Origin of the sequence: Parasphingomonas puruogangriensis, assembly GCF_036663635.1 — a bacterium.
Classification (GTDB): domain Bacteria; phylum Pseudomonadota; class Alphaproteobacteria; order Sphingomonadales; family Sphingomonadaceae; genus Sphingomonas.
Window position 1 is genome coordinate 291216 of sequence record NZ_JAXOJI010000003.1, and the last position, 25062, is coordinate 316277.

The following is a 25062-nucleotide window of genomic DNA, read 5'->3' on the forward strand; positions in this document are numbered from 1 at the left end:
GTCCGTCCGGCCCAGCCTGGCTCAGAACTTGGCGCCGGCCCGGATCCCGATCGTGCGCGGGGTGGAGACCACCGTATAGTTGCGCACGTTGCACACGCTGCAGGCCTGGTAGCGGGACAGTTCGGCGCGCTCGTCGGTCAGGTTCTGCACGAACAGCTCCAGCGTGAAGCGCGTGAAGTCCGCCCCGACCGAGAGATTGGCCGTGGTATAGGCATCGAGCCGCCCGAGCACCGCGGCCGGCGCGACGCGAATATCGGTCGAGGCCGACCCCTGATAGGCGATCAGCCCCTGAACGTAGGCCCTGAAGTCGCCGACCGGCACCGCATAGCGCGCGGTGGCGTTGAGCTTCACCTTGGGCGTGATGGGCAGGCGCGTGCCCTTGGGCGCGAGGATGAAATTGTCCTCGCCGGTGCAGGCGAAGGTCGCATCCGCCGCGTTGCAGATATTGTTGCGTGTCTTGGCATCGGTGTAGGAGCCGCTCGCGGTCAGCGACAGGCCGGCGAACGGCTGCCAGTTGAGATCCGCCTCGACGCCCTTGATCCGCGCATTCGAGCCGTTCTGAATCTGCGTCAGGCTGTTGAGCCCGAGGAAGGAGAATTGGAATGCCTTCCAATCCTGCATGTAGAAGGCGGCGTTGAAGCGTAGTCCGGGGAAGGGTGTGGTTTTGAAGCCAACTTCGTAGTTGGTCAGGTAATCGGGCGCATAAGGCGGCAGCGTGCCTTGGCGGTTGATCCCGCCCGGGCGGAAACCGCGCGACCAGGTGCCGTAGAGCAGCAGCCCGTCGCTCGGCTTCCAGGTCAGGTTGAGCCGGTGGGTGAAGCCCTGGCCATCGGCGGTTTTGGGATCGACCCCGCCGGTGCTGTAATTGTACACGCCAAGGTTGGTGCACGGGCTGCCCGCCACCACCGGCGGCAGCACGGCGCCACCCGGATTGTTGCGCACCGTTTCGCCGCTCGCGGTGAAGCACGCGGCGACGCCGGTGCCGCCACTGCCGACGCCATTATACGGTTCGCCCGCCGGATTGCGGCCAAAGCCATAAAAGCCGATCAAGGTATTGTCGTAGATGAACGCGCGGCCACCGGCGGTGAGCGTGAGATTGGGCAGGATATCGAAGCTCGCTTCGCCGAACATCGCATAATCCTTGTCCACGCGGCGCTGCTGCGTCAGCCACAAGGTGCCGGCAAAGCCGTTGACCGACAGTTCCGGCGCCAGGTTGGCGACCTGATAATCCTGATGGATCAGGTTGCTTTGGCGCTGGTAGAACAGGCCGGCGACCACGCGGAAACGCTCGTCCTGCGGCGAGGCGACGCGAAACTCCTGGCTCATTTTCTTGAAGTGATCGGAGGCGACCACGTACTGGCGGGAATCGATCGTCTGGCCGGCGGCGTTGAGGAAATATAGCGCGCTGGCCACACCGCCTTCGTAGAAGGAATCATAGGCTTCGGCATAATCGGTATAATCGGTCGCCGAATGCGTCGTGCGGTCGAGATAGGCGCCGGCATAAGTGGCGTCCCAATTGCCGATCTTGCCTTCGATCGTCAGCGCCGCCTGGACGAAGCGCTCGCGGCGCTTGTCGGGAAAGAAGCGTTGCACCTGCAGGTCGCCGACCGTCTTGTCATAGCCGAAAATGCCCTTCGACTTCATTTCCTGGTAGATCACCGTCGGCGTGACCGTCCAATTGTCGTCGAGATCGATCTTCAGCGCGGCCCGGCCGCCATAGACTTCGTTGGTGTTGAAATCCTGGTCGATTAGCGCTGCGTTGGTGACCGTGCCGGTATAGCCGGGCGCGAGCGGCGCGGCCGGGGCGGAGACGTCGAACGTGCGCGTGCCCGCGACATTGTCGATATAGCCCGCGTCGCGCTGGTAGAAGCCGACCACGCGCAACGCCATCATGTCGGCGATCGGCAGGTTGATATAGCCTTCGAGCTTGCCGCCCTGGCCGCCATGCGCGACCGTGTTGAGCTCGCCGTCGATGCGGCCGGAGAAATCGTTGAGATCGGGCTTGTTGGTGATGATGCGGATCGTGCCGGCCTGGCTCGACGCGCCGTACAACGTGCCCTGCGGCCCGGCGAGGCTCTCGATCCGCGCAATGTCGTAGATATGCACGTCGAGCGTGCCGCCGATCGTGGTGACCGGCTGTTCGTCGAGATACACGCCGACCGAGGGCAGCGAGCCCGAATGGTTGCCGTCGCCGCCAGAAGCCACACCGCGCATATACACGGTGGTGACGCCCGGCTGCGCGCTCTGGAATGCGACCGACGGCAGCAACTGCGTATATTGCGCGAAATTGCTGATGTTGAGCTGGTCGAGCCGGCGCGTGCCGATCGCCTGGATGCTGATCGGCACATCCTGGAGGTTTTCCTCGCGCTTCTGCGCCGTGACGACGATGTCGTCGCCGTCATTCTCGATCGCCGTTGCGGTGTCGGCGGCCGGCGCGTCCTGCGCCTGCGCGGGCAGCGCGAATGCTGCCGAGGCCAAGAGAGCGGCAAGTGCGGCGCGGCGCTTAGTAACGAACATCGTGATCCCCCCGATACGTGGCGGACAAGGTGTTCGTGGGTGCAACATCCGTCAACGAGCGTTTGGGCCACGCATCATTTCGCTGCCGTCACGTGACGGTTTTGCAACAGTCATATCGCCGGCGGCGCTGCCGGGTAATAATCTAACACATCGCCCAGCGCCATCTTGAGCGGATCGAGCCAGCGCTCGAACGGCTGCCACGCCTCGGTGCCGTCGCGGAAGATCGGCTGTCGCACCTGTTCCGAACTGGCCGTGCGCACCGCGCGGTCGGTCTTGTGGAAGTCGAGACAGGCCGGGTCGAAATCGAGCCCGCAGGCGGCGAGCAAGGCGCGCACCTCGGTCTCGGTATCATCCACCATCCGCTCATAAAGCACACGGTACACGCGCCCGGGCAGTACCGTATCGATGTGCGCGAGCAGGCGGACATAATCACGGTAATAGCGCCCCATATCATCGAGCGCGTAGCTGAACGCCTGGCCGCGCGCGAAATGTTGCTTGTAGTTGGAAAAGCAGCAGCCGAGCGGATGGCGCCGCGCATCGATGATGGTGGCGTTCGGCAGGATCAGGTGGATGAACGGCAAATGCGCCCAGTTGTTGGGCAGCTTGTCGATGAAGAATGGGCGATCGGTGCGGCGCTGGATGCGCGTGCGGGCGAGATAGTCGTCGCCCAGCGCGCGCAATTGCTCCGGTGGCAGCGCGGCCAGATCGGCCCCGCTCTGGCGCGCGAGCACGGGGATGTCGGGCAGTTCCGACGTCCCCTCAACCAGCGGATGGCTCGCCAGGATCTGTTCTACCAAGGTGGAGCCGGCGCGGGGCATGCCGAGGATGAAGATCGGGTCGTCCGCAGCGCTACCCGCGCCTGCGCGCGCCGCGAAGAAGTCCGGCGTGAACAAGGCGATGCTGCGTGTCACCAGCGCCTGCGTCTCGTTGGCGTCATAGTCGATCTTGGTCCGGCGCAGCGTATTGCCGGCGGCATAATGCGCAAACGCCCGGTCCGCCGCGCGCCGATCCTCGAACGCCTTGCCGAGCGCGAAATCGAGATGGAAGCGGTCTTCGTCGCTAATCTCGCGGCGCGCGAGTTGCGCCTCCATCGCGGCGATATCGGCAGCGTCGAATTTCACCGTCTTGAGATTGGCCAGGCTCCACCACGCTTCGCCCAGCTCGGGCGCGATCTCGATCGCGGTGCGATACGCGGCAATGCCGTCCGCCTGACGCCCCACCGTTTTGAGCATATGGCCGAAGCTCATCCACACCTTGGCCTGGCGCGGCGCATCCTTGAGCACCTGCTCGTACAGCGCGATGGCCTCGTCGAAGCCGCCGATCCGGCCCAGCGCCGCCGCCTTGAGATTGGCGTGGCCGGGATTGTCGGGATCGTCCTCCAGCACGCGATCGAGCTCCGCGATCGCCTCGGGCGCGCGGTTCTGGCGATACAGCACGATCGCCAGATTGGCGCGCGCGGCGGTGAAATCGGGCGACAGTTCGATCGCGCGGCGCAACAGATTCTCGGCATCCCTGTACCGCCCGATCCGCCCGGCCAGTTCGGCCAGCATGCGCATCGCGCGGACGTCGAACGGATCGGCCTTGAGCTGGCGTTTGAGCAATGGCTCGGCGTCGGACAGGCGGTTGTCATGCAGCGCGAGCGCGGCATCGATCAGCGCTGGCGGATAATGACGATGCGGCAGCGTGACGATGGGGGGTTTGGGGGCCATGTGCGATAGTCTTAGCGTCGAAAGGCACGGCGTGCCTAGACTGCGGCATGAACACGGACACCCGCCCCTTCGGTTTCTGGACCGCCACTGCCTTGATCGTCGGCGGGATGATCGGATCGGGCATCTTCCTGCTCCCCGTGGCGCTCGCGCCGTACGGCTGGATCGGGGTGATCGCCTGGATCGTCAGCATCACCGGCGCGGTGATGATCGGATATGCCATTGCGCGGCTCGGTCAGCTGATGCCCGAACAGACCGGCGCGGTGGCGATCACCGCCGCGGTCCTGGGGCCGCTCACCGGCGTGTTGGTCGGCTGGGCCTATTGGATCTCGACCTGGGCCACGATCGCGGCGATTTCCGGCGCGGCGGTAAGCTATTTGGGGGTGTTCGCGCCGGCCCTGATAGCCACGCCGCTCAATGGCGCGCTGGCGACGGTGGCGTTGATCTGGCTGTTCACCGCGACCAATTTGCTCGGCGCGCGCGCGGCGGGCCGCGTGCAGGTGGTGACGACGTTGCTCAAACTGTTGCCGCTGGTCGCGGTGGTGGCGATCCTCGCCTGGCTCGGCGCGACCGGCAAGGCGCACGCCCCGGCCTGGCCGGGGACGAGCGCGGGCTATGCCGGGCTGACCGCGGCGGTGACGCTGACGCTGTTTCCGCTGCTCGGCTTCGAAGGGGCAGGCATGATTTCGGAGCGCGTGCGCGATCCCGCGCGCACCGTGATGCGCGCGACGATGGTCGGCACGGTCGTCACCGGCTTGCTGTACATCCTCGTCAACTCCGGGATCGCCTTCGCCATTCCGGCCGACCGCGTGGCGGCATCGTCGGCGCCCTTTGCGCTGTTCGTCGAGACGTTCTGGGGGCGCGGGGCGGGGCTGCTCGTGGCGGCCTTCGCGGCGATCGCGGCGATCGGCGCGCTCAACGGCTGGGTACTACTACAGGGCGAAGTGCCGCTCGGCATGGCGCGGGCGGGGTTGCTGCCGGGGTGGTTCGGGCGGGTCAATGCGCGCGACGTGCCGGTGCGCGTGCTGGTCTTGTCGAGCCTGCTGTCGAGCCTGCTGGTGCTGTCGACGGCGAGCCGCTCGCTCAGTGGCGCTTTCCAGTTTGCCGCGTTGCTGACCACCTGCACGACCTTGTGGCTATATGCCGCGGTCTGCGCGGCGGCGCTGGCGCGGCGGGTGGCGCTGGTGCCGGCGGCGCTAGGGCTGGCCTTTACGATATGGGCGATGTGGGGCGCCGGGCTCGAAGCGAGCGGCTGGGGCCTGGCGCTGACGCTGACCGGCGTGCCGATCTATTGGTGGGCGCGGCGGGCTCCGCCTAGCGCCTCTCCCACCGCCCCGTCATCCTGACGAGAGTGGGAGGTAGCTTCACATTAGCGACAGGAAGGTTTCGGGCGGCTCGCGCGTTGCAGAAGGTCCGCAGTACCAGCGGGGTAAGGCGGTGACCGGCAAGCCGTGCGACGGGGCCTGATGCGGATGGCGTTCGGCCTTCCTACATATGCACGATGACTTCCCTCACCGTATGGCACGATGGCGCGTGCCCCCTATGCGCGCGTGAAATCGCCGCGATGCGGCGGCTCGATCGGCGCGGCGCGATCCGTTTCGTCGATGCTGCCGACGGCGACACGGTCTGCCCGATCGATCGGGCCGAACTGCTGGCGCGCTTCCATGCGCGTGAGGATGGTGTGATGTTGAACGGCGCGGCGGCGTTTGCCGCGATGTGGCGTGCCATTCCGATCCTGCGGCCACTCGGGCTGGCGGCTCGATCGCCTTGGGTGCTGGCCTTGCTCGACCGCGGCTACACGGGCTTCCTGCGCGTGCGGCCAAGACTGCAGCGCCTTGCCGCCCGCTGGTCGCGCGCATGACGCCGCGCCCCGATCCCACCCGCCCCGGGCAAGAAAGCGTGTGGTCGTTCCCGCGCCCGGCCATCGCCGAACCCTGTTCGGCGCACATCGTGATCGAACATCGCGGCATCATCGTCGCCGATACGCGCGCCAGCATTCGCACGCTCGAGACCAGCCATCCGCCAAGCTACTATATTCCGCGCGACGATATCGCGCCCGGCGTGCTGCGCCCCGCCCCAGGCACCTCGTTTTGCGAGTGGAAGGGCATCGCGGCCTATTGGGACGTGACGATCGGCAATGTCGTGCTGGCCAGGGTCGGCTGGAGCTACGCCGCGCCGAGCCCGGCCTTTGCCAGCTTGCGCGATCATGTCGCTTTCTATGCCGGGCCGTTCGATCGATGCAGCGTGGATGGCGAGACCGTTACGGCGCAGCCCGGCGGCTTTTATGGCGGCTGGATCACGAGCGCGGTGGCCGGCCCGTTCAAAGGCATTGCCGGCAGCACAGGATGGTAAGCGTTTGACCGATGATGGAACGAAGGGCCGTACAGTGCCGAGCGGGCGACTGTCGCGGTTCGGCCAGTTCGGCCGGCTGGCCGGTGGCGTCGCCGGCGGTATGCTGGCCGAGGGCGCACGTCGGCTGGCCGATGGCGAGCGGCCGCGGCTGCGCGATATGGTGCTGACGCCGGGCAATGTCGGGCGCATCGCCGATCGCCTGTCGCATCTGCGCGGCGCGGCGATGAAGCTCGGGCAGATGATCTCGATGGACGCCGGCGACATGCTGCCGCCCGAGCTGGCCGAGATCATGGCGCGGCTGCGACAGAATGCGCAGCGCATGCCGCCGCAACAATTGCAGCAGGTGTTGGCAGCACAATGGGGCAAAGACTGGCGCGCGCGGTTCACGCGCTTCGACGCGACACCGATCGCCGCCGCCTCGATCGGCCAAGTCCACCGGGCGCAGACCCGCGACGGCCGCGATCTGGCGATCAAGGTGCAATATCCCGGTGTGCGCGAGAGCATCGATGCAGATGTCGACAATGTCGCGACGCTGTTGCGGGTCTCCGGCCTATTGCCGCGCGAACTCGATATTGCGCCGTTGCTGGTCGCGGCCAAGGAGCAGTTGCGCGAAGAGGCCGATTATGTCCGCGAAGGCGAGCAGATGACGCTGTTCGGCCGCTTGTTGGCGGACTGCCCCGATTATGTCGTGCCGGCATTGGACGCGGAATTCACCACGAGCACGGTGCTCGCCATGCGCTATGTCGAGGGGCACCCGATCGAAAGCCTGGTCGACGCGCCACAGGAGCAACGCGATGCCGCAACCCGCGGGTTGATCGCCTTGGTGCTGCGCGAACTGTTCGAGTTCGGCGTGATGCAGACCGATCCGAACTTCGCCAATTACCGTATCCAGCGGGATACGGGGCGGCTGGTGCTGCTCGATTTTGGCGCATCGCGGCCGGTCGCGCAGGCGACGGTGGAGGGCTATCGCGATCTGCTGCGCGCGGCGCTGGCCGGCGACCGAGACGGCGCGCGCGCAGCGGCGCTGGCGGCGGGCTTTGTCGGCGCCGGCGCGGTGGCGCGCCATGGTGCGCAGCTCGATCAGATGATCGACATCATCATCGGCGAAATGCGGCGGCCTGGTGCGTTCGACTTTGGCGACCGGCGCTTTGTCGGCGTGTTGCGCGATCAGGGCATGGACGTCGCCGCCGATCAAGCGGCGTGGCACATCCCGCCGGCCGATATCCTGTTCGTCCAGCGCAAGATCAGCGGCACCGCCTTGCTCGCCGCGCGCTTGCAGGCGCGGGTCGATGTGCGCGCGATGCTTCAGGCATACCTCTAGCCGGGGGATCGGTGCGTGCCCCCGGCGTGGGAGGGGCTCTCGTGCCATGCCGGGATTGCGCTTCCCGCGCCCGCGCCCTAGCCTCGACCCAATAATCAAAACGGGGAAGCAGTATGCGTCTATTGGCATTGGCGACGGCGATCGCGCTCACGACCGGCGTTCTGACGGTGAGCGGGGCGCAGGCCGCCGACACCAAGCAGGCCGAGGCGCAGGCGCTCGACATCGCCAAGCGCGCGATCGCATTCCGCTCGGTCAGCGGCCCCGGCAACCAGACGCCTCAACTGGCCGCCTATCTCAAGAGCCAGCTCGTCGCCGGCGGGTTCAAGGATGCGGACGTGACGATCACGCCGGTCGACGACACTGCCTATCTGATCGCGCGTTACCCGGGCAAGAATGCCAAGGCCAAGCCATTGGTCATCTCCGGCCATATCGACGTGGTCGAGGCCAAGCCCGCCGATTGGCAGCGCGATCCGTTCACGCCAGTGGTGGAGAATGGCTATCTCTACGGCCGCGGCGCGACCGACATGAAGCTCGACGCCGCGATCGTCATCGCCACGCTGATCGATCTCAAGCGCCAAGGTTATGTCCCCAACCGCGACATCATCCTCGAATTCTCCGGCGACGAGGAGACGGCGATGAAGACGTCGGCGCTGATCGCCGAGCAGCTCAAGAATGCCGAGCTGGTCATCAACATCGATGGCGGCGGCGGCGCACTCGACGAGAAGACCGGCAAGCCGCTGTATCTCACCTGGCAGGGCGCCGAGAAGACCTATGCCGATTTCCAGCTCAGCGTCAGCAATGCCGGCGGGCACAGTTCGGCACCGCGCAAGGACAATGCCATCGTGCAATTGTCGCGCGCGCTGGAGCGGATCGGCGCGTACCAGTTCAAGCCCGAGCTCAACGATCTGACGCGCGGCTATTTCACCAGCGCGGCCAAGTATGAAGATGCCGAAACCGGCGCGGCGATGCGCGCCTTCGCCGCCAATCCGGCGGACAAGACGGCGATCGCCACGCTCACCGCCAATCCCAGCATGGTCGGGCAGATCGGCACGACCTGCGTGGCGACGATGGTGAATGGCGGCCACGCGCTCAATGCGCTGCCGCAGCGCGCCACCGCCAACATCAATTGCCGCATCTTCCCCGGCCACCAGCCCGCCGCGATCATGGCCGAATTGCAGAAGGTCGCCGCCGAACCCGCGGTGCAGTTCAAGGATGTCAGCGAAGGCGCGGTGCCCAACGATGCCTCGCCGCTGCGCCCCGATTTCGTCGCCGCGGTCAGCAAGGCGATGGCGCCGATCTATCCCGGCGTGCCGATCTTCCCCGGCATGTCGGCCGGCGCCAGCGACAGCATGTGGTTCCGCTATCACCATGTGCCGAGCTATGGCGCGAGCCCGGTGTTCATCAAGGGCTCGGACAATTTCAGCCATGGCCTGAACGAGCGCACGCCGATCGCCAACATCGCCCCGGCGCTGAATTATTACCGTTCGCTGTTCACCAGCCTGGCGAAATAGTGGCGCACCGTTTCGCCGATCTCACGCCCGAGGCCGATCCGGACGCCGATTGGAGCCTACCCGGCTGGCTCTATACCGACGCCGAATATCACGACGTCGAAGTAGCGCGCGTGCTGCGGCCGTCGTGGCAGATCGTCTGCCATGTCAGCGATATCCCCGCGCCGGGGGATTACCACACGCTGGATTATATCGGCGAAAGCGTCATCGCCGTGCGTGGCGACGATGGCGCGGTGCGTGCCTTCGCCAATGTCTGCCGCCACCGTGCGATGCGGCTGGTGGAAGGCCCGGCGGGCTGTGCTAAGAAGCTGGTCTGCCCGTATCATGCCTGGGCCTACGAGCTTGACGGGCGGCTGACGGGCGTACCGATGCGCGGCGATTATCCCGCGCTCGACATGCAGCAGATGGGGCTGGTGCCGGTCGGCCTCGAGCTGTGGAACGGCTTCGTCTTCGTGCGGCTGGAGGATGATGGCGGGCCGTCAGTGGCCGACATGATGGCGCCCTATTCGCCGGAGATCGCGCCGTACCGGTTCGAGGAATTGCGCGCGATCAGTCCGCTGCGCACACGGACGCGCGCGGTGAATTGGAAAAATGTCGGCGATAATTATTCCGACAATCTGCACATTCCCGTCGCCCATGCCGGGCTCACCCGCCTGTTCGGCAAAAGCTATGCGATCGAAGCACAACCCTATGTCGACAAGATGTCCGGTTATCTCGCCGATCGCCCCTCGGCCGATCCGTGGGAGCGGTTGTACCAGGCGCATCTGCCGCCCGCGCCGCACTTGCCGGACAGCCATCAGAAGCTCTGGCTCTATTACAAATTATGGCCGAACATGGCGTTCGACATCTATCCCGATCAGGTCGATTTCATGCAGTGGCTACCGCTGACACCAACCACGTCGCTGCTGCGTGAAATGACCTTCGCCTTGCCCGATGCGCGCCGCGCGATGAAAGTGGTGCGCTATGCCAACTGGCGCATCAACCGCACCGTCAATGCCGAGGACACCTGGCTGATCGAACGCGTCCAGCAGGGTATGGCCTCGCATAGTTATGCGGCGGGACCGATCGGGCGCAGCGAAGTTTGCCTGCGCAGCTTCGCGCGGAAGATTCGCGAGCGGATTCCGGAGGCGCGGCTGCACCGGGCGCCGGCGGCGGGGTGGAGTAAATCCCCCTCCCGCTTGCGGGAGGGGTTAGGGGAGGGCCTGTCCACGGTCACCACACTCTCACAGGCCCTCCCCCAGCCCCTCCCGCGAGCGGGAGGGGAGCAGTCATGACCAAGCAATATGACGCACTGATCATTGGCGGTGGCCATAACGGCCTGGTTTGCGCCTTCTACCTCGCTCGCGCCGGGCTCAAGGTGCGCGTGCTCGAGCGGCGCCATATCGTCGGCGGCGCGGCGGTTACCGAGGAATTCGCCCCCGGCTTCCGCAATTCCACCGCCAGCTACACGGTCAGCCTGCTCCGCCCCAAGGTGATCCGCGACATGCGGCTGCACGAGCGCGGCTGGCGCATCATCGAGCGTACGATCAGCAATTTCCTGCCGCATGACGGGGGCTATCTCAAACTCGGCGGCGGCAAGACCCAGGCCGAGTTCGCCCGCTTCAGCCAGCATGACGCGGACATGGTCCCGAAATACGAAGCCGCGTTGGAACGCGTCGCCGGCGTGCTGCGCGACATGGCGCTGAAAACCCCGCCCAATGCCGGCGGGGGCTTGCGCGCGCTGATCGCCGCTGCCGCGCAAGGCAAGCGCCTCGCCGGCATGGGGATCGAGGCGCAGCGCGACACGATGGACCTGTTCGTCAAATCGGCGCGCGACTTCCTCGATCACTGGTTCGACAATGAGTATGTGAAGGCGGCGTTCGGCTTCGACGCGGTGGTGGGCAATTATGCCAGCCCCGACACGCCGGGCAGCGCTTATGTGCTGCTCCACCACGTGTTCGGCGAAGTGAATGGCAAGCTCGGCACGTGGGGCCATAGCGTCGGCGGCATGGGGGCGATCACGCAATATATGGCCGAGGCGTGCGAGGAAGCGGGCGTCGAGATCAGCCTCGATGCGCCTGTCGCCAAGGTGCTGGTCGACGGTAACAAGGCCGTCGGCGTGCGCCTCGAGTCCGGCGAGGAGATCGCCGCCAAGATCGTCGCCGCCAATGTCGGGCCGGCTCTGCTGTTCCGCCAGCTCGTCGATCGCAGCGATCTGGCGCCCGATTTCGCGCGCCGCGTCGATGGCTTCAAGGCGGGGTCGGGCACGTTCCGCATGAACGTGGCGCTGAGCGAACTCCCGGATTTCACCGTATTGCCGGGCAAGGAGCGCGCCGAGCATCACACCGCTGGCATCATCATCGCGCCGACGCTCGATTACATGGACAAAGCGTTTACCGATGCGCGCGCCAAAGGCTGGTCCGACGATCCGATCGTCGAGCTCAAGATACCCAGCTCGGTCGACGACAGCCTTGCGCCGCCGGGACAGCATGTCGCCAGCCTGTTCTGCCAGCAATTCGCGCCAGTGCTACCCAATGGTCGGTCATGGGACGAGGAGCGCGAGGCCGCCGCCGAGACGATCATCGCCACGGTGACCAAGCACGCGCCCAATTTCCGCGCTTCGATCATCGCCACGCAGATCCATTCGCCGGTCGATCTCGAGCGCAAGTTCGGGCTGATCGGCGGCGACATCATGCACGGCCATATGTCGCTGGATCAATTATGGGCGGCGCGGCCGATGCTGGGCCACGGCGATTATCGCAGCCCGATCAAGGGCCTCTATATGTGCGGCGCGGGCACGCATCCTGGCGGCGGCGTTACCGGCGCACCGGGGCACAATGCTGCACACGAGATTTTGCGTGATCGGAGCTTGGTAGCGCGGGTGTTCGGGTAGCGCCGCTCGCCCCGTCATCCCGACGTATGAAGCGCGGAGTTCACAAGCAAGGTGCGACATCGGCCTAGGGTGTGGCGATGGCGGGGAGATGCAGCCAGCTGGCTTGCAGGACGGTGGGGAGTGGCCAGCCAACCTATAAGTAGCGCGCCCTCGCTCAGGACGGCCAGGATCACGGGGGCGACGACCAGTTCCACCATACCCATCTAGGCCAAGCCGCCAAACGGACCGGACGAGGCAGCTGATGTGCGGAAACCACTCCCCTGTCTGCGGTCCGCCGCAGAGAGAAAGTGATCGGACCCACTAAGACATCCTACAGTCTCGTCTCGTGGGATCGCCCTCTGCACACCAAGACCCACAGGGCCAGACCCACTTACGCATTGATGTCGCGATCGGGAACCCGCTAACAGTGTTTTACCGCATCAGACTGACGATCTAGCCGTCATCGCGCGTCGCCAGGCGGTCGGTGCTTTGCATGCCGCCCAGTAGCAGATGGCTACGCGGTGACATGAGCACTATCTATGTCGACGATGATAACGACACCGCCCGACGATCCTAAGCGCAATCCCCTCCATGCGGCATGGCAGCGCCGCCATGACCTGCGGCACGAGATCGACCTGCTCCGTAACCAGACCGACGTGGCGATCCTCGCCATGGCGCGGTCCGTTCCCGGCTTCGAGGAGCTGGAGCGCATCTACGGCTTCGGGATCGACCGCTGGAACCCGGACACGCTGCAGCTTAGTTTCGGGCACCGGTCGATGTTCCGGCCAACCGTCGACCGGAAGCGGACGGCATCGGAGACAGGGCCGACGCTCGTCTACAGCTTCGGCGACGCGGGGATCGTAACGGTCCTTTATCCTGCGAAATCTGACTTGGCACAGGTTCACGAGGATCATCTTTTCCTGCAAATCGGGGCGACGAGTGGCAGCATTCTGCTGGAGGGGATGCGCCGCGACGTCCAGGTTCTTGTAGCCTACGCGGAGGTTACCAGCATCGATCTCGCTGCGTTATGGCGCGCGCGCCTGCGGATCTGGATCCTCCAACTGCTCTGCGCCAGGTCACAGAATGGTAAGTTCAGGAAGCCGCCCCTATGGGGCAAGCTTGTCGGTCTGGTCGGCTTTGGTTCACGAACGCTTGCCACGGCTTCATTGCTGTCGGTGCTAAAGCCGCTGGGGCTCGCGATCCTGATTGCGCTCCTCGCGAAGTGCGGGCTCGACTGGCTCAAACCGGCCTGATCGCCGGCGCGGCAAAGGACGGCGGCTCGCTGGCGAGCGCCGCCTCCGCAGGCGGCCGTTCCCAATCCAGTTGCACGAAGCGGATGGGCCGTCCCGCACCCTTAATGCCTTGCGGGCATCCCTTTTGGTGCCCGCCTACACCGGATGAGGGCCTCCCTACCGGATATCAGTTCCGACGCGCAGCAGAGATTAGCGGTGCGGTCGTAGATGCTGTCGACCGGCACGGGCGCCCTAATCAGGCGCAATCGCTCAGATGGCGTCGAGCGATGATGCGTCCACGATCTTCCTGAATTCTCCCACGATGTCCGGATGGTGGTCATCGAGGTGACTGGCCACTGTCGTGTTTGCTATCAGTCGGCCTAGGTATTTCGACGCCAGGACCAGTTGCAGAACGTCGTCCCCAAACGTCGCCTCGGTCGCCCGGACCAGCCTTGCGCCGGAAGAAGCGCGTGCGCTCGCGCTGATGGCGAGCCGTCCTGCGATCTGTGACGCGGTACGCCAGGTGGTGCGTGTTTCGGAAAGCGATGCCGACGCGATTGTGAAGTTTCTAACCTTCCAGTTCCAGACCGGCGGCACTAAGAAGGAGGCGGGCAACAAGGGGCTTTGGGCGGCGCCGTTGGTGCCGATCCCGGGGACCGACGACATGGCTTTGCCCCTCCCGGTGCTGACCACAAGCAACCCAGCGCGCCGTGCTGAAGCATGGCTGGAGAAGGGGGGCATCAATGATAGCAATCCGCTCGGGAGCCGTGGAGATCGATACGAAGCTCTCTACCGCGAACGGGCGTGCGAGGCCGTGGCGGGAAACGGGAAATTCAAGCAGGCGCACTGTGCGGCAAAGGAGATCAAGAAGTCGAAGGTCTTCCCCGAGCAGGTCGATTTACTGGTCGCCTTTGGAGGGCTTTGCCTGGTCGGCGAGGTAAAGTTCTTCCTGATGCCCGCCGACCTGCACGAGCGCGACCGCTACGACACCAAGCTGCGCGGCGCGGCCGCGCAGGCGAAGCGCAAGGCGGTCGCGCTCGAAGGCCGGCGGGACATCGTGGCAAGCAATCTTGGTATCAGCCGGACGGAGGCAGAAGCACTCAAGCTACTGCCACTGATCGTCACCGCCCAAGGCTATGGATTTTCGATATCGGTCGATGATGTGCTCGTCGTCGAAGCGGAGTTCTTGCGACTGTACTTGAGCGGTGACGACCTCGTCACCGGGCGAGCGCTCAACCCCGCCACCGGCCGATCGACCGATGTTAGTACCCAACTCTATGGCAGCGAGCAGGCTGCCGCGTTTAATTTCGAAACGATCATGCGAGCGCCCTTCGTGTTGACGCGGTTCCTCGACCGAGTGGAATGGGGAGAGACGACATTCCCGAGCTTAACGCACGCCGATACCGTAATTGAGGTTCCGCTTTTAAGCGATCTCAAAGGTTTCGAGCGGATGCAGGCGGAAGCGATGCGGGCCGAGTTGGGCTGAACCGTCGCCCGGTCAGAAATTTGTTCCGGCGATGCGCCGTCTCTATCCACCAGCCACTTTCGCAGCATTAGCCGGATAAGCTGGTTCAGAATCTGGTATTGCTGGACCTCGTCGCGATTTGCGGGATGCAGCATACTGGGTCGACGTGCCGACAGCGCCGCGATGCTTTATTCGTAGTAGCTGTCGGTATCCACTTTCACCTCGACGTCGTTGGCAGTGATGGCCAACGGTTCAGTGATGGGGACCTCGGCCCGCGCTTCGTACGGATAGCTGTCCCGTTCCATGTATCCGATGTCATTGCGAACGTCAGAGCCCGAACCGAATTGCAGTTCCACTGCAGCCTCGCCAGTGACCAGATAGGAGATCGTCGCCGCGTCCATCTTCTCGACCTCAATGCGATCGATCATGTGGTAGTCAATCGTCGTGTGGGTCGAAAGCTCGTCGAGCTCCTGGATTGCCTCGCCGATCAGCTTCTCGAACACAGCGTTGTGAAGCACAACCCCGACCGCCTCCTCAACCATCCGCCGGCTATCCTGCGCGGCGTCGAGAAGGGCGTCGAGCCCCGTCACCACATCGATGAACAGCTGGCGGATCGTCGGTCCGTGCGTCAGTATCGTGTTAGGTCGGACGTGCGTCGCTTTGTTAAGTCCTTCCACCATCGCGGTGAGTTCATCCGCAGACGCCTTTACATCGAGCCCCAACTCGTTCCGGACGAAATCGTCTGTCAGGCCCGCCTTGATAATGTAGCTGACACGCTGGGCTCGGGTGACTGTAGCGGTGTCCCTAGCCTGAACGAACCATACGCACGCACGGACCTGATGGTCGGGTGACAGCTTATGTAGGATGTGCCCGAACGCTTCGCGTAGACCCGTGGCAACGAGGTTGCCGCGTATCGGATTGTTGCGGCTCTTACCCACGTTGATGCATCCCGCGAACACAACCTTGAGGAACTTGTCCCCAGGAAAGGTGGCCCTTGATTGAGGAGCGGCCTGATGTTCGTCTGCCAAGCCACCCCCGGGGGGCTCTTCCACATCAAATCGCTGGTGCCATTGAGACACCTTGCTTCTGGAGCAGTCACCGCCGCTGAGATGCTTGGCCTGACTAACGGTAGTTTCGATATTGCCGGGCATTATACCGAATGGCTGACATTGGGCGCGTAGCTGCCGTTGAGCGAGCACTGATCGAAGAGCGGCCTACGCCATCTAAGCACCCGAAAGCAGCCATGCCGCTTTCCACCTGTGTCCGTCAAATTGCCTGACTAATCACCAGTCTCGAGATCGGCTATGAACTCGCCGAACGACCCACATAAAGGTGCGGTCGTTTCGCGAGGCCGCCGCAGCCATCGCACGAGTCGTATTCACGGTATTTTCAAGCGTGTTGGCTGTCAGACCGACCGGACTAACGGGTCGGCTAAGACACAACTATTCTTAATAGCGTGTGTAGGCACCTTAGCTGGTCGGAGCCGCTGTTCCAGCGGGTCCGATCAGAAAGGAGTGGTGCCCGAGGGCGGGTCGGCAAGCCAAGCCCAGAAACCGCAGAAAACCGTGACTTTTATGTGTCCCAGACGGCGTTGATGTACCGTGCTGCTGTACCGTTATCGCCGTCCGCTGCTAGACGCAAGCGAAGCTCAGGCGCAGTGAGCGGGGAGGCGTCGCCAGTCGCACCGGGCGTTCGCCAAGAATAGTTGTTACGATTGTGGATAGTCTACAGATGTGGCCTAATAGTTCGCATCGTTGCTAGGAATTATGAGTTGATTATAAGAATAGCGATTCACTTGTCGCTCAATTAGATTCATAGCGGGGGTGGCCCATGATCGGGCGAGGGGACATTCCATGACTGCTTTCACCGCCGATACCATCGCAACTGAGCTGCCAGCCGCGTGCGTCCTCTTGCAGCTACCGGACGGTATCGCAGTACCCCGCATGGGGGACGGCATCGTCGCCGTAGATCAGCGCGACGACGCGGGGAAGCTGCAGCGCGTCATACTGACCGAGGAGAGCTTGCGGGACATGCTGGCCTGGCTGGACTGACGGGCGCTGCAGCACGCGAGCCGGAGAGCTCCGGCCTCGGGTCCCTCTGGCCCTATGCGGGCGGCACGGCCTATCATCACCGGACTGGCAGCGCGGCCCTGGACGGCGATAAGTGGTGGACAGCGGTCCGGCAGCTTACAGGAACGCCGGATCAGTTAGCGGACGTTATCTCGCGGGTGAGCCGCGCTCATCCAGCTTGGTATTGCCTCCGCGAAGACGCCGTATCGCAATGACCTTTCCGCCAGCGAGGTCGTAGGCCACCGCGTCGTAGGACCAGCAACAATGTGCTGGAAGGTTGCCGCCCCAGCTACCGGCTGAATTGAAATACTCGATAAACAGGAGGCGTCCTGAGGACGAGAATCCGGGAGTCATTTTGAAAACAACACCGTCAGCGGACAGCTTTTTCCCAAACGTTTCCATCCAGTCTGTCTTGCTGCGAGCGACCTCTTTGCCGTCCTCAGATACATGCACGGCGTCGGACAGAAGCGCTCCATAGGCAGCTATGTTTTTCGTTTCGATTGACCGAACCAGTTCCTCGCTCAGCCTATCTTGGCCCGGCAATGATGGCGGAGGTGGGACCTGTGCGTTGCTCGGAAGCGACGCTGTAATAATCAAAGTAGCGCCAACTATCTTGCCAAGCATCGCTCTCGCCTCCTCATCTACCGACCGCTTCTAGGCGCTCGGGCCGACGCGAGCAAAGGGCTAGGATTGCGCGTTCGCCGACCGTCCGCTTATGGGGACCGCTTCCCGGTTGCACCTCCGCCACCAATTGACGAAAAAAGAACCCCAGCGCCTCCCTACATGACCTTGCGGTGACATGGGGAGGCGAGGGGTTTCTAGGGCGGCCTGGGAGGGCCGTGGAGCCGCTTAACGGGGCCTGCGGTACATCGGGGCCAGCAGGGCGGGGGCGGGGCTGTATGGGGCCTCAAGGGGCTCCGTTTCGTCATCCTCCCACAATACCGGATCGGTGCTCTGTCCAGCGGCCTGGAGCGTGCCGATAGCGGCGAGCTTGGCGGTCCCTTGGTAGAGGGCTCCACTCCTCGCTTGGTCGGTGGCCGGGCGGCTCGACAGTGCCCCCATGGCTCGTCTGACCTCGCGTGGAGAGCTTGCGGTTAGCAGGGAGGCTGTGTGGTCCTGGACGTCCTGCCGGAACCGGGCCGTCCCCTTGGGGTTCCCGCGAAGCGCCGCCGTGGCCAGAGCTGCAAGCGGGCGGCCCGAGGCCACTTTGCGGGCGATGTCCACCACCGTGCCGAGCTGGCCTGCGGTATCGTCGTGGCTACCGCCCGAACGGCCTGAGCTGCTGACTGCGGCGAAGGTTCGGAAGGCGTCATCCTCCGCCCCCAGGCGATCGTCCAAGCTGCGGAGCACCCCAGGGCGTCCTGACATGTTTTCAATCGCAGCTTGCTTGATAACGTCCCCCGTGGAGGAGGCGCTCCCCGCTCCCGATAGGCCCAGGCCGGACCTCAGGGCCGGGACAGTGTTCGCCGTGGGCCGCAGTGCGGAGTTGGTGACGGCGTCTGCCAGAGCGGTGCGAGCGCCCACCATCCAGCTTTCCTGGGCGTGCTGGGGCATCGCGCGGCGTTGCGCTTCGATCTCGGGGCCGGAGAGCTTTCCGACATCCGCGCCCCGCTCCAGTCCTTCCCGCAATGCCATCTCATCGGCATAGTTCGCCGTCACGTCCGCGTAGGCTTGGTTCTGCGATGACAGAGCCCCGCGAAGGTCCCGCGCCCGGTTGTTGATGTGGACCGAGTTGGTGGTGTCGACCGGGCGGAAGCCGGAGGGGCGCATGGCCGCCTGCCCGCTGTCCCTCATGGCCCGGATGACCTGGTCGAAGCCCTCGGTGGATAGGGTCTCAACCCCGCCGATGTTCCCGTCAGCGTCTAGGGCGAACCCAAGGGCCTGAGGGTCCCGCTGGGCATTGCGGATGTTACGGACGGCCTGGGGGACGGCGTCGCGGAACGCTGGGGTCTGCATGATGCTGGCGATCTCAGGGGTGACCACCACCGGCTGCGCATAGGCGGCGCGATAGCCGGGCTCCGATGCTGCCGAGGCGCGGGCGCGGATTGCCTCCACCTCTGCGAGCGGGTCCACGGTGGGGCCCAGTTGGTCCGTGATGTGCTGGCGGACCCTGGGGCCTTGCTGGGCCTGCCGGGCGTACAGGACGCCACGGGAGCGGGTCGCCATCGTTCCCTTCCCCTGCAGGGCCCAGCCCGCCGCGCTGCGGAGAGGTTCGCTTACGTCGGCGGGCATGGCTGGCGTGCCAAGGGCCCCGCGCCGGTTGACCTCTGCGGCGACGTTGGCCGGTGTCGCTGGGACGGTCCCGGTGCCCATGCCGGTCGCGATCGTGGCGTCCTTCATCTCCCTATTTAGGATGCGTTCGGCCTGGGCTTCGGCGGCGGCGGTGGCCGGAATGAGCGGCTGGCCAAGGACGCGACGGGGAAGGTTTTCCATACTGGATAGGACCCCATTGACGCCGGGGATGTTGCGGCGGGCTGTTGCGACTGTCTCGCCGACATAGCGGGCCACTGGGGCTGCAGCGCCACCGAGGACGCCACCGAGGGCCCCGCCGTTAACCGCATTGGCCACGCGGCCTTCGCCGGTGTCGTTCAGAGCGCCTGAGAGCACGCCGTATCCGACGCCGTTGATTGCTCCGTTACCGGCCCCTGCGAGGACGCCGCCCCCCTTTAGGACCTTGGCGGCGGGGAGGAGGAAACTGGAGCCGAACCCTGCCCAGCCTGCCGCACTGGCGATGTCGGGGTGGTCGGCTTCCAGCCGGGTCTGGTCGCGACCGTTGGCGGCGGCTTCCTCATCATAGGCTTGGCCAGGGTGCCAGTCGGTCATGCCGAGACCGGCAGCAATGGTGTTGCCAAGGGCCCCGCCAGCGCCTGCCAGGAACTTGCCGGAGCCTGGGAGCAAGCCATCCATGAACTCGCCTGCCGTAGCGGATGTGCCTTCCAGGATGGTGTTCGGCTGGGCTTTGGGGGGATCGGCGGGGGCTGCAGAGACGTCGGGGGCCGGGGCCGCCTTGTACAGGAGCCCGCCGCCTACGTTGGGGTTGCGGGAGCGGGCGGCGATGAAGTCGGCGGCGTCTTGGTCCGTTACGTCGAACCCGCGCGAACGCGCGAAGCCCTGGAGGGACGCGGCGGTCGACCGAGGGTCCTGAGCAAGTGACGTGTACACGGCCTCATCATCGGGGGACATGTGGCCACCGCGAAGGTCCTGCGCCGTTGTTCCTTCAGAGGCGATGTAGGTTTCTATCTCGGCTTCGGTGGCCCCCTGGTCGATCATGGAGGCGATGTTGAATTTGATCCTGGTGGGATCGGACATTGGTTATTCTCGTGGTTGAAGGCGCGGCAGCGCGGTGCGAGCGGCCCGTTGCAACGGTCGCGCTCTGGGCCATCCTGGCCAGCCGGGTGCCGTGGTCGCGAGGTCCCTGCCGGAACGTCATGGCCACGACGGCGGGGGCGGACGGTATGTAGTAGGTGGCAGTAAAGGCCTGCCGGGCCTGGGCCGGGCGGGTGATGCCCATAAGGTGGGACTATCACTAGGTCGGACTAAGTCAGCGACGGGAGCCCGCAGCGGGCAGATGGGACCCTGAGGGGGACGTAAGGGACCCAAGTTGGCCAGATGGGACCCGGAGGCCGAAACGGTCCCCCAAGATAATCGGGCAGCGTTTCCGGCGTTCCGGGGGAACCGTTGCGTGCGTCAGGGTCCGAGTTGCAGCGCGGGCGGTCGAGCGAAGCCGCCAGTTTCGAATGGGATTGCAGCGAGGCCAGCGGGTCCCCCTGTAGGGGCCGGGAGGGGACCCAAGGGACATAGGCCGATTGCAGGGCGCGGAAGTCCTGGGGTGCGGCAGGCGGGGCGATCGGGGCGGCCTGTCACCCGGTCTGTGCCGGTAGGGACCGGCAGGGTCTGGGGGCTGGCAGAAAGGATTAGGCCAGGTTCGGTTGGGGTGGAGAGGTAAAGGGACATTCAGGCGACATTAGCCGAGCGACGCAGTGTATTGGTATGATAATACAGTCGACGCGTTAAGGCGCGATCGTGGGGCCTGCAGCACTACCGGCCCAGGCCGCCCCCCGCCGTCCCATGCCGCCCTTACAGATACCGCTTGCCATGCTGTACAATACGGCCTAACGCTCGTTACTCGGTATTGAACACCTGGAATTGCATCATGCGCGTCGTCCTCTATTTCCGCGTCAGCACCGCCGCCCAAGGTCGCTCGGGCCTCGGCTTGGAAGCTCAGCGTACAGCCGTGGAGACGTTCTGCCGCCAGAGGGACTGTGAGGTCCTGGCGGAGTTCGTGGAGGTCGAGAGCGGCAAGCGCGACGATAGGCCGGAGTTGGCCAAGGCGCTGCGGCGGGCAGATGTGACGGGTGCAACTCTCGTCGTGGCGAAGTTCGACCGACTGAGCCGCAATGTCGCCTTCCTGGCCACCCTGCAGGACAGTGGCATGAAGTTCATCGCTGCCGACACGCCAGAGGCTAATGAGCTGACCATTCACATCCTTGCTGCAGTTGCCCAGGCGGAGCGCAAGGCGATCGGGACGCGGACACGGGAGGCCCTTGCCGCAGCGAAGGCGCGGGGCTGTAAGGCGGACGGCACGCCCTACAAGGCCGGTCGCCTGGGTAATCCGAACGGGGCCGATGCACTCAAGCGGGCCGGTAAGGGCAACACGGCGGCTCTGGAGGCCGTGAAGGACCGCGCGGATCGTCATGCGGCGAAGCGGGCGGAAGCCATTGCCGATCTGCGGGCGCAGGGTCTTACCTCTCTCAGAGAACTGGCGGACGGCTTGAACGCGCTGCGGATTGAAGCGCCGCGTGGCGGCCTGTGGTATGCCAGCTCCATCCGAAACCTGTTGGCCCGGCTGTCCCCTCCCGTCGCTGCGGGTGCCCATGGGGATGCGGCGTGACCCTGCCGGGCCGACAGTGGCAGGCGATGGACCTGCAGTTGGCTGAGGTGCACCGGCATCCGTCCTTCCAGATGCGGGCTAAGGGCGTTGATCGGGCCCACGCTAATCGGCTCTTGAAGGTGCTGCTGGGCGGCGGGGACCTTCCGGCCATCCGGGTCGCTCGGGTCGGCAAGGCCCTGTACGTGGTAGACGGCTTCCACCGCATGGAGGCGCACGAGGCGGCGGGTCGCGTCGCCATCAAGGGCCTGGTGGCCAAGATGAGCCTCAAGGAGGCGCAGGAAGAGGCCCGGCTGGCGAACACCACGCACGGCAAGGGACTGACCGCCGCCGACAAGGCTAAGGCGTTCGATGCCATGATCGCGGCTGGAGGACATCTAGACGCCCACGGGGCCTTGAAATCCTCCCGCACCATCGAAGCGGAGATGAACCATGGCGGCTACAGCTATGAGACCATCCGCAAGAGGCTCAAGGCGCTGGGGTTAGAGCTGGAAGAGGCCACCGAGTTCCCGAAGGGCTTCAAGCCGTGGCGCGGCGGGGCCGTTGAAGAGGATGAGGAGCAGTTAGCCGAAGAGTTGACTGCCGCCGCGTGTGGGCACTTGAGGGCCTTCCATAATCTCTACTTTGATCTGCCAGACGACGACCAGCGGGACCTGCTCGGTGCTGCTCGGGAACTGGTGGGAGCCCTTGAGCGCGGCGAGCGTGCTGAGCGGGCCGTAGAGGTCGAGCTGGACATTTAGGGATCGGAAGGGCGTTCCGGGTGTTGCCGTGAAAACCCTAGGATTTCTGCGGGTCACGGCGGCATGGAGTGTCAAGTTTGACATGTCGGGGAAAGGGCCGCTTGACGGCGGGTGGGTGATGCCGTTCTATCATTGAAACAGGAGAGAATGATGAGCGGTTCCAAACCAGGTTGCAACGAGAACAAGGGGACGCCGCAGCGCCCTGACGATCGCCAAAACATCGGGAACGACGGGTACGGCCAGAAGAGCCAGACCCCAGGGCGTGTGACGACAGACCAGGCTCCCCCTCCTAGGCCGAAGAAAGGTTGACGCAGGACGAGCTTGAGGAATGTCGGTGGCGTCTCCTTTATAGCGCCGAATACTCTTCGCGTTATCATCGTCGGCGAGCGGCGTTCCTAACTAACCTTGACACTTTTCTTACTCTGCTAACTGTGGTGGCGGGGGCGTCGGCTTTTGGCGATCTGGTCGCTGGCTCTCCGACTTGGCTCTCAAAGGTTGGCGCGGCCACGGTTACTATCATTTCGCTGGTACAGGTGGTCCTGAGGCTCGGCTCGGCGGGAACTGTACATGCCCAATGGCTGAAGAGGTGGAACCGCCTTAATGCTTCTATCTCGCTCAACACCACGCCTACCGCCGCTGACGTCGCCCAATGGACCTCCGAACGCGCCGCGATCGAGGAGGAGTGCGTGGCCGAGCTGAGGGCGCTGACGCTTGATTGCGAAGATGCCGCCGCCCGCGTCCTGGAAATACCGGGGAGACAGCACCGCATCCACCCAGTCCAGCGCTTCCTCATCCATTTTGGAACCTTCCAGCAGACATTTCCGTATATGCCGGATACCTCCCCACCCGTCGCGGATCAAACGGCGAGCACGCCGTAGTGGGGGAGTTTGGCCACAACTCCTCTACTGCCTCGGCGGGCAGCAAGCAGAAAGCAGCGGAGCCCAAAACGCGCGATAGTGAACATTGCATCATATCGACTGCTGAGGCACATCCTTTCTTTAGATGAATGTTTAGGGTGGGTAAATGTCGGAATACGATCTCATACCGGAGGAACCGTATGATAACCTGCCTCAAGAGCCCAACGACCAGTTCGCAGTTCTTGTCCGAATTGCCCAAAGAAATCTAGGGAGGCTGCTAGACAACTCGAACTCAAATGACTTTTCCGTTGAAATTCGATCTCAATTTATCAGTATCGTCTCTGGGATAGCTGATGCTCTCGGCATTGAAGGTCTCCCGCCGATTGGAAAGGACCTCGCCGACTACAATCAATACCAAATGTTTCAGGTATATCTTGCGGGATTAGTAGCAAAGGTCCGCCTGCAAGGCCAGTTGGTAGCGCGTCCCCTTTCGGTAGAGCTTGGCCGCGTTACCAAGGCAAAAATACAGCAGCAAATTGACCAGCTACGGCGGTCAATAGACGATTCCGACCTCGACGATACGAAAAAGGCCGCTTTGAGCGACAAGCTTGATGATCTGCAGGCTGAACTTGATAAAAAGCGGTTGAGCTTTGCGCGTACAATGGCGATTGCGGCATCAATCATGACGATTGTTGGCGGTGGAACCGCAGCACTTGCAAATGGCCCAAAGGCCGCAGAAACTGTAATGGATATTATCCGGTTGGTCGGTGAAGATAAGGAAAAAGAAGAGCAAGAGAGGTTGCGGCTCTTGCCACCGCCAAAAGCTCTTCCAGACTATTCCGTTGCCGCTGTCGAACCGGGGCGGTCGTCGTTTGTCGATGATCTCGACGATGATGTACCGTTTTGATAAGCGCTACTCCTCCACCAACTTTTGCTTTCGACCGCGCGGATCGCCCTTCCCGAGGTGACAGGTCGCCGAAGCCGACCCGAAAGCCGACCGGTACAAAAGCAGTCGGGCAGGAATCGCCCAATTGCCGCCATCCGCATCCTGTGACAGGCTGCACGGATGAAGCGGTCGTTTATCATTCTGGCATTCGGTCTTGTCGCCTGTTCCAGCGCAGCCGAACGTCAACACAGTCAATTGATGCAGCAAGTCGAGGAGCAAGTGCAGCTTCCGAAAGGCGCAGAGAGACTTGAGCATTATGCCCGCTACTACGCCAAAGACGGACATCGCATCGTCGCCACTTATATAAAGATCGTTGACCCCACGAACCGCTATTACGATCTGCCGGTAGGTCAGCAACGGTGGCTTGATGACCATCGTAATCTTCCCGCTATTTCCGACGGAGGATGTTCGATTGTCAGCGTGATCTATGATCCGAAGGCCCGCAGCGTGCCGCAAGCGTTCTGCAACGGGGTGGCCTGAACGTCCGCTTCCCACCCACAAATTGCCGTTCCGCCCTCATCTGCGAACTTCGTCATGTCCAGGGACTGCAGTCGCGGCAGGGCGTGATTGCGCCACAATCAAAATGTCCGGTTCGTCGGGCAAAGCATTC

At 64.0% G+C, this 25062-nt stretch carries 20 protein-coding genes; 15 read left to right on the forward strand and 5 right to left on the reverse strand.

The window, feature by feature from the left end; genetic code table 11:
- Positions 1-21: 21 nt before the first annotated feature.
- Both U1739_RS10105 and U1739_RS10110 read right to left on the reverse strand, forming a co-directional pair.
- The gene (locus tag U1739_RS10105) at positions 22-2517 is read right to left on the reverse strand and encodes a TonB-dependent receptor (protein WP_332707453.1); all 2496 of its coding nucleotides are present in this window, start codon (positions 2515-2517) and stop codon (positions 22-24) included.
- A 110-nt stretch (positions 2518-2627) separates the two neighbouring features.
- Positions 2628-4226, reverse strand: coding sequence for a tetratricopeptide repeat-containing sulfotransferase family protein (locus U1739_RS10110; protein WP_332707456.1), 1599 nt, complete (start codon positions 4224-4226; stop codon positions 2628-2630).
- 47 nt (positions 4227-4273) lie between these two features.
- Here U1739_RS10110 and U1739_RS10115 point away from each other — a divergent pair, with 47 nt between their 5' ends.
- From U1739_RS10115 to U1739_RS10155, 9 genes are all read left to right on the forward strand, one after another.
- Positions 4274-5569, forward strand: a complete 1296-nt coding sequence (locus tag U1739_RS10115) for an amino acid permease (RefSeq protein ID WP_332707460.1) — start codon at positions 4274-4276, stop codon at positions 5567-5569.
- A gap of 155 nt (positions 5570-5724) precedes the next feature.
- Entirely contained in the window at positions 5725-6084 is a 360-nt protein-coding gene (locus U1739_RS10120) for a thiol-disulfide oxidoreductase DCC family protein (protein WP_332707463.1), read from the forward strand.
- The gene (locus tag U1739_RS10125; RefSeq protein ID WP_332707466.1) at positions 6081-6575 is read left to right on the forward strand and encodes a DUF427 domain-containing protein; all 495 of its coding nucleotides are present in this window, start codon (positions 6081-6083) and stop codon (positions 6573-6575) included. The genes U1739_RS10120 and U1739_RS10125 overlap by 4 nt, the downstream gene beginning before the upstream one ends.
- 4 nt (positions 6576-6579) lie before the next feature.
- A complete protein-coding gene (locus U1739_RS10130; RefSeq protein ID WP_332707470.1) occupies positions 6580-7896 on the forward strand; it encodes an ABC1 kinase family protein in 1317 nt (438 codons plus the stop codon).
- A 113-nt stretch (positions 7897-8009) separates the two neighbouring features.
- Positions 8010-9407, forward strand: a complete 1398-nt coding sequence (locus U1739_RS10135; RefSeq protein WP_332707473.1) for a M20/M25/M40 family metallo-hydrolase — start codon at positions 8010-8012, stop codon at positions 9405-9407.
- Positions 9407-10678 (forward strand): aromatic ring-hydroxylating oxygenase subunit alpha, encoded by a 1272-nt coding sequence (locus U1739_RS10140; protein WP_332707476.1) that lies wholly within the window; start codon positions 9407-9409, stop codon positions 10676-10678. Before U1739_RS10135 ends, U1739_RS10140 begins: the two co-directional genes overlap by 1 nt.
- The gene (locus U1739_RS10145; RefSeq protein WP_332707479.1) at positions 10675-12276 is read left to right on the forward strand and encodes a phytoene desaturase family protein; all 1602 of its coding nucleotides are present in this window, start codon (positions 10675-10677) and stop codon (positions 12274-12276) included. The genes U1739_RS10140 and U1739_RS10145 overlap by 4 nt, the downstream gene beginning before the upstream one ends.
- Positions 12277-12794: 518 nt before the next feature.
- Positions 12795-13508, forward strand: a complete 714-nt coding sequence (locus tag U1739_RS10150) for a hypothetical protein (RefSeq protein WP_332707481.1) — start codon at positions 12795-12797, stop codon at positions 13506-13508.
- A 340-nt stretch (positions 13509-13848) separates the two neighbouring features.
- On the forward strand, positions 13849-14973 hold the full coding sequence (locus U1739_RS10155) for a hypothetical protein (RefSeq protein ID WP_332707484.1): 1125 nt from the start codon (positions 13849-13851) through the stop codon (positions 14971-14973).
- Between the two features lie 167 nt (positions 14974-15140).
- Here the strand turns inward: U1739_RS10155 and U1739_RS10160 are convergent, their stop codons facing one another.
- Positions 15141-15980 carry a pPIWI-associating nuclease domain-containing protein gene (locus U1739_RS10160; RefSeq protein WP_332707487.1) on the reverse strand — a complete coding sequence of 280 codons (840 nt, stop codon included), beginning with the start codon at positions 15978-15980 and terminating at the stop codon, positions 15141-15143.
- 825 nt (positions 15981-16805) lie between these two features.
- Between U1739_RS10160 and U1739_RS10165 the strand changes: the two genes are divergently transcribed.
- Positions 16806-17003 carry a hypothetical protein gene (locus tag U1739_RS10165; RefSeq protein WP_332707490.1) on the forward strand — a complete coding sequence of 66 codons (198 nt, stop codon included), beginning with the start codon at positions 16806-16808 and terminating at the stop codon, positions 17001-17003.
- A 165-nt stretch (positions 17004-17168) separates the two neighbouring features.
- Here U1739_RS10165 and U1739_RS10170 read toward each other — a convergent pair whose 3' ends face one another.
- Together U1739_RS10170 and U1739_RS10175 are read right to left on the reverse strand one after the other, a co-directional pair.
- Positions 17169-17645 carry a hypothetical protein gene (locus U1739_RS10170; protein WP_332707493.1) on the reverse strand — a complete coding sequence of 159 codons (477 nt, stop codon included), beginning with the start codon at positions 17643-17645 and terminating at the stop codon, positions 17169-17171.
- A 225-nt stretch (positions 17646-17870) separates the two neighbouring features.
- The gene (locus U1739_RS10175) at positions 17871-20330 is read right to left on the reverse strand and encodes a hypothetical protein (protein WP_332707496.1); all 2460 of its coding nucleotides are present in this window, start codon (positions 20328-20330) and stop codon (positions 17871-17873) included.
- An 844-nt stretch (positions 20331-21174) separates the two neighbouring features.
- On the opposite strand from U1739_RS10175, the gene U1739_RS10180 reads away from it, so the two are divergent.
- The 5 genes from U1739_RS10180 (at position 21175) to U1739_RS10200 (ending at position 24932) form a co-directional block, all read left to right on the forward strand.
- Positions 21175-21912, forward strand: a complete 738-nt coding sequence (locus U1739_RS10180) for a recombinase family protein (RefSeq protein WP_332707499.1) — start codon at positions 21175-21177, stop codon at positions 21910-21912.
- The gene (locus tag U1739_RS10185; protein WP_332707502.1) at positions 21909-22649 is read left to right on the forward strand and encodes a hypothetical protein; all 741 of its coding nucleotides are present in this window, start codon (positions 21909-21911) and stop codon (positions 22647-22649) included. The genes U1739_RS10180 and U1739_RS10185 overlap by 4 nt, the downstream gene beginning before the upstream one ends.
- A 305-nt stretch (positions 22650-22954) precedes the next feature.
- Positions 22955-23527: a hypothetical protein gene (locus tag U1739_RS10190; RefSeq protein WP_332707505.1), complete on the forward strand. Its 573-nt coding sequence runs from the start codon at positions 22955-22957 to the stop codon at positions 23525-23527.
- Between the two features lie 145 nt (positions 23528-23672).
- Positions 23673-24413, forward strand: a complete 741-nt coding sequence (locus U1739_RS10195) for a hypothetical protein (RefSeq protein WP_332707507.1) — start codon at positions 23673-23675, stop codon at positions 24411-24413.
- Between the two features lie 159 nt (positions 24414-24572).
- Positions 24573-24932 carry a hypothetical protein gene (locus U1739_RS10200; protein WP_332707509.1) on the forward strand — a complete coding sequence of 120 codons (360 nt, stop codon included), beginning with the start codon at positions 24573-24575 and terminating at the stop codon, positions 24930-24932.
- Positions 24933-25062: the final 130 nt, after the last annotated feature.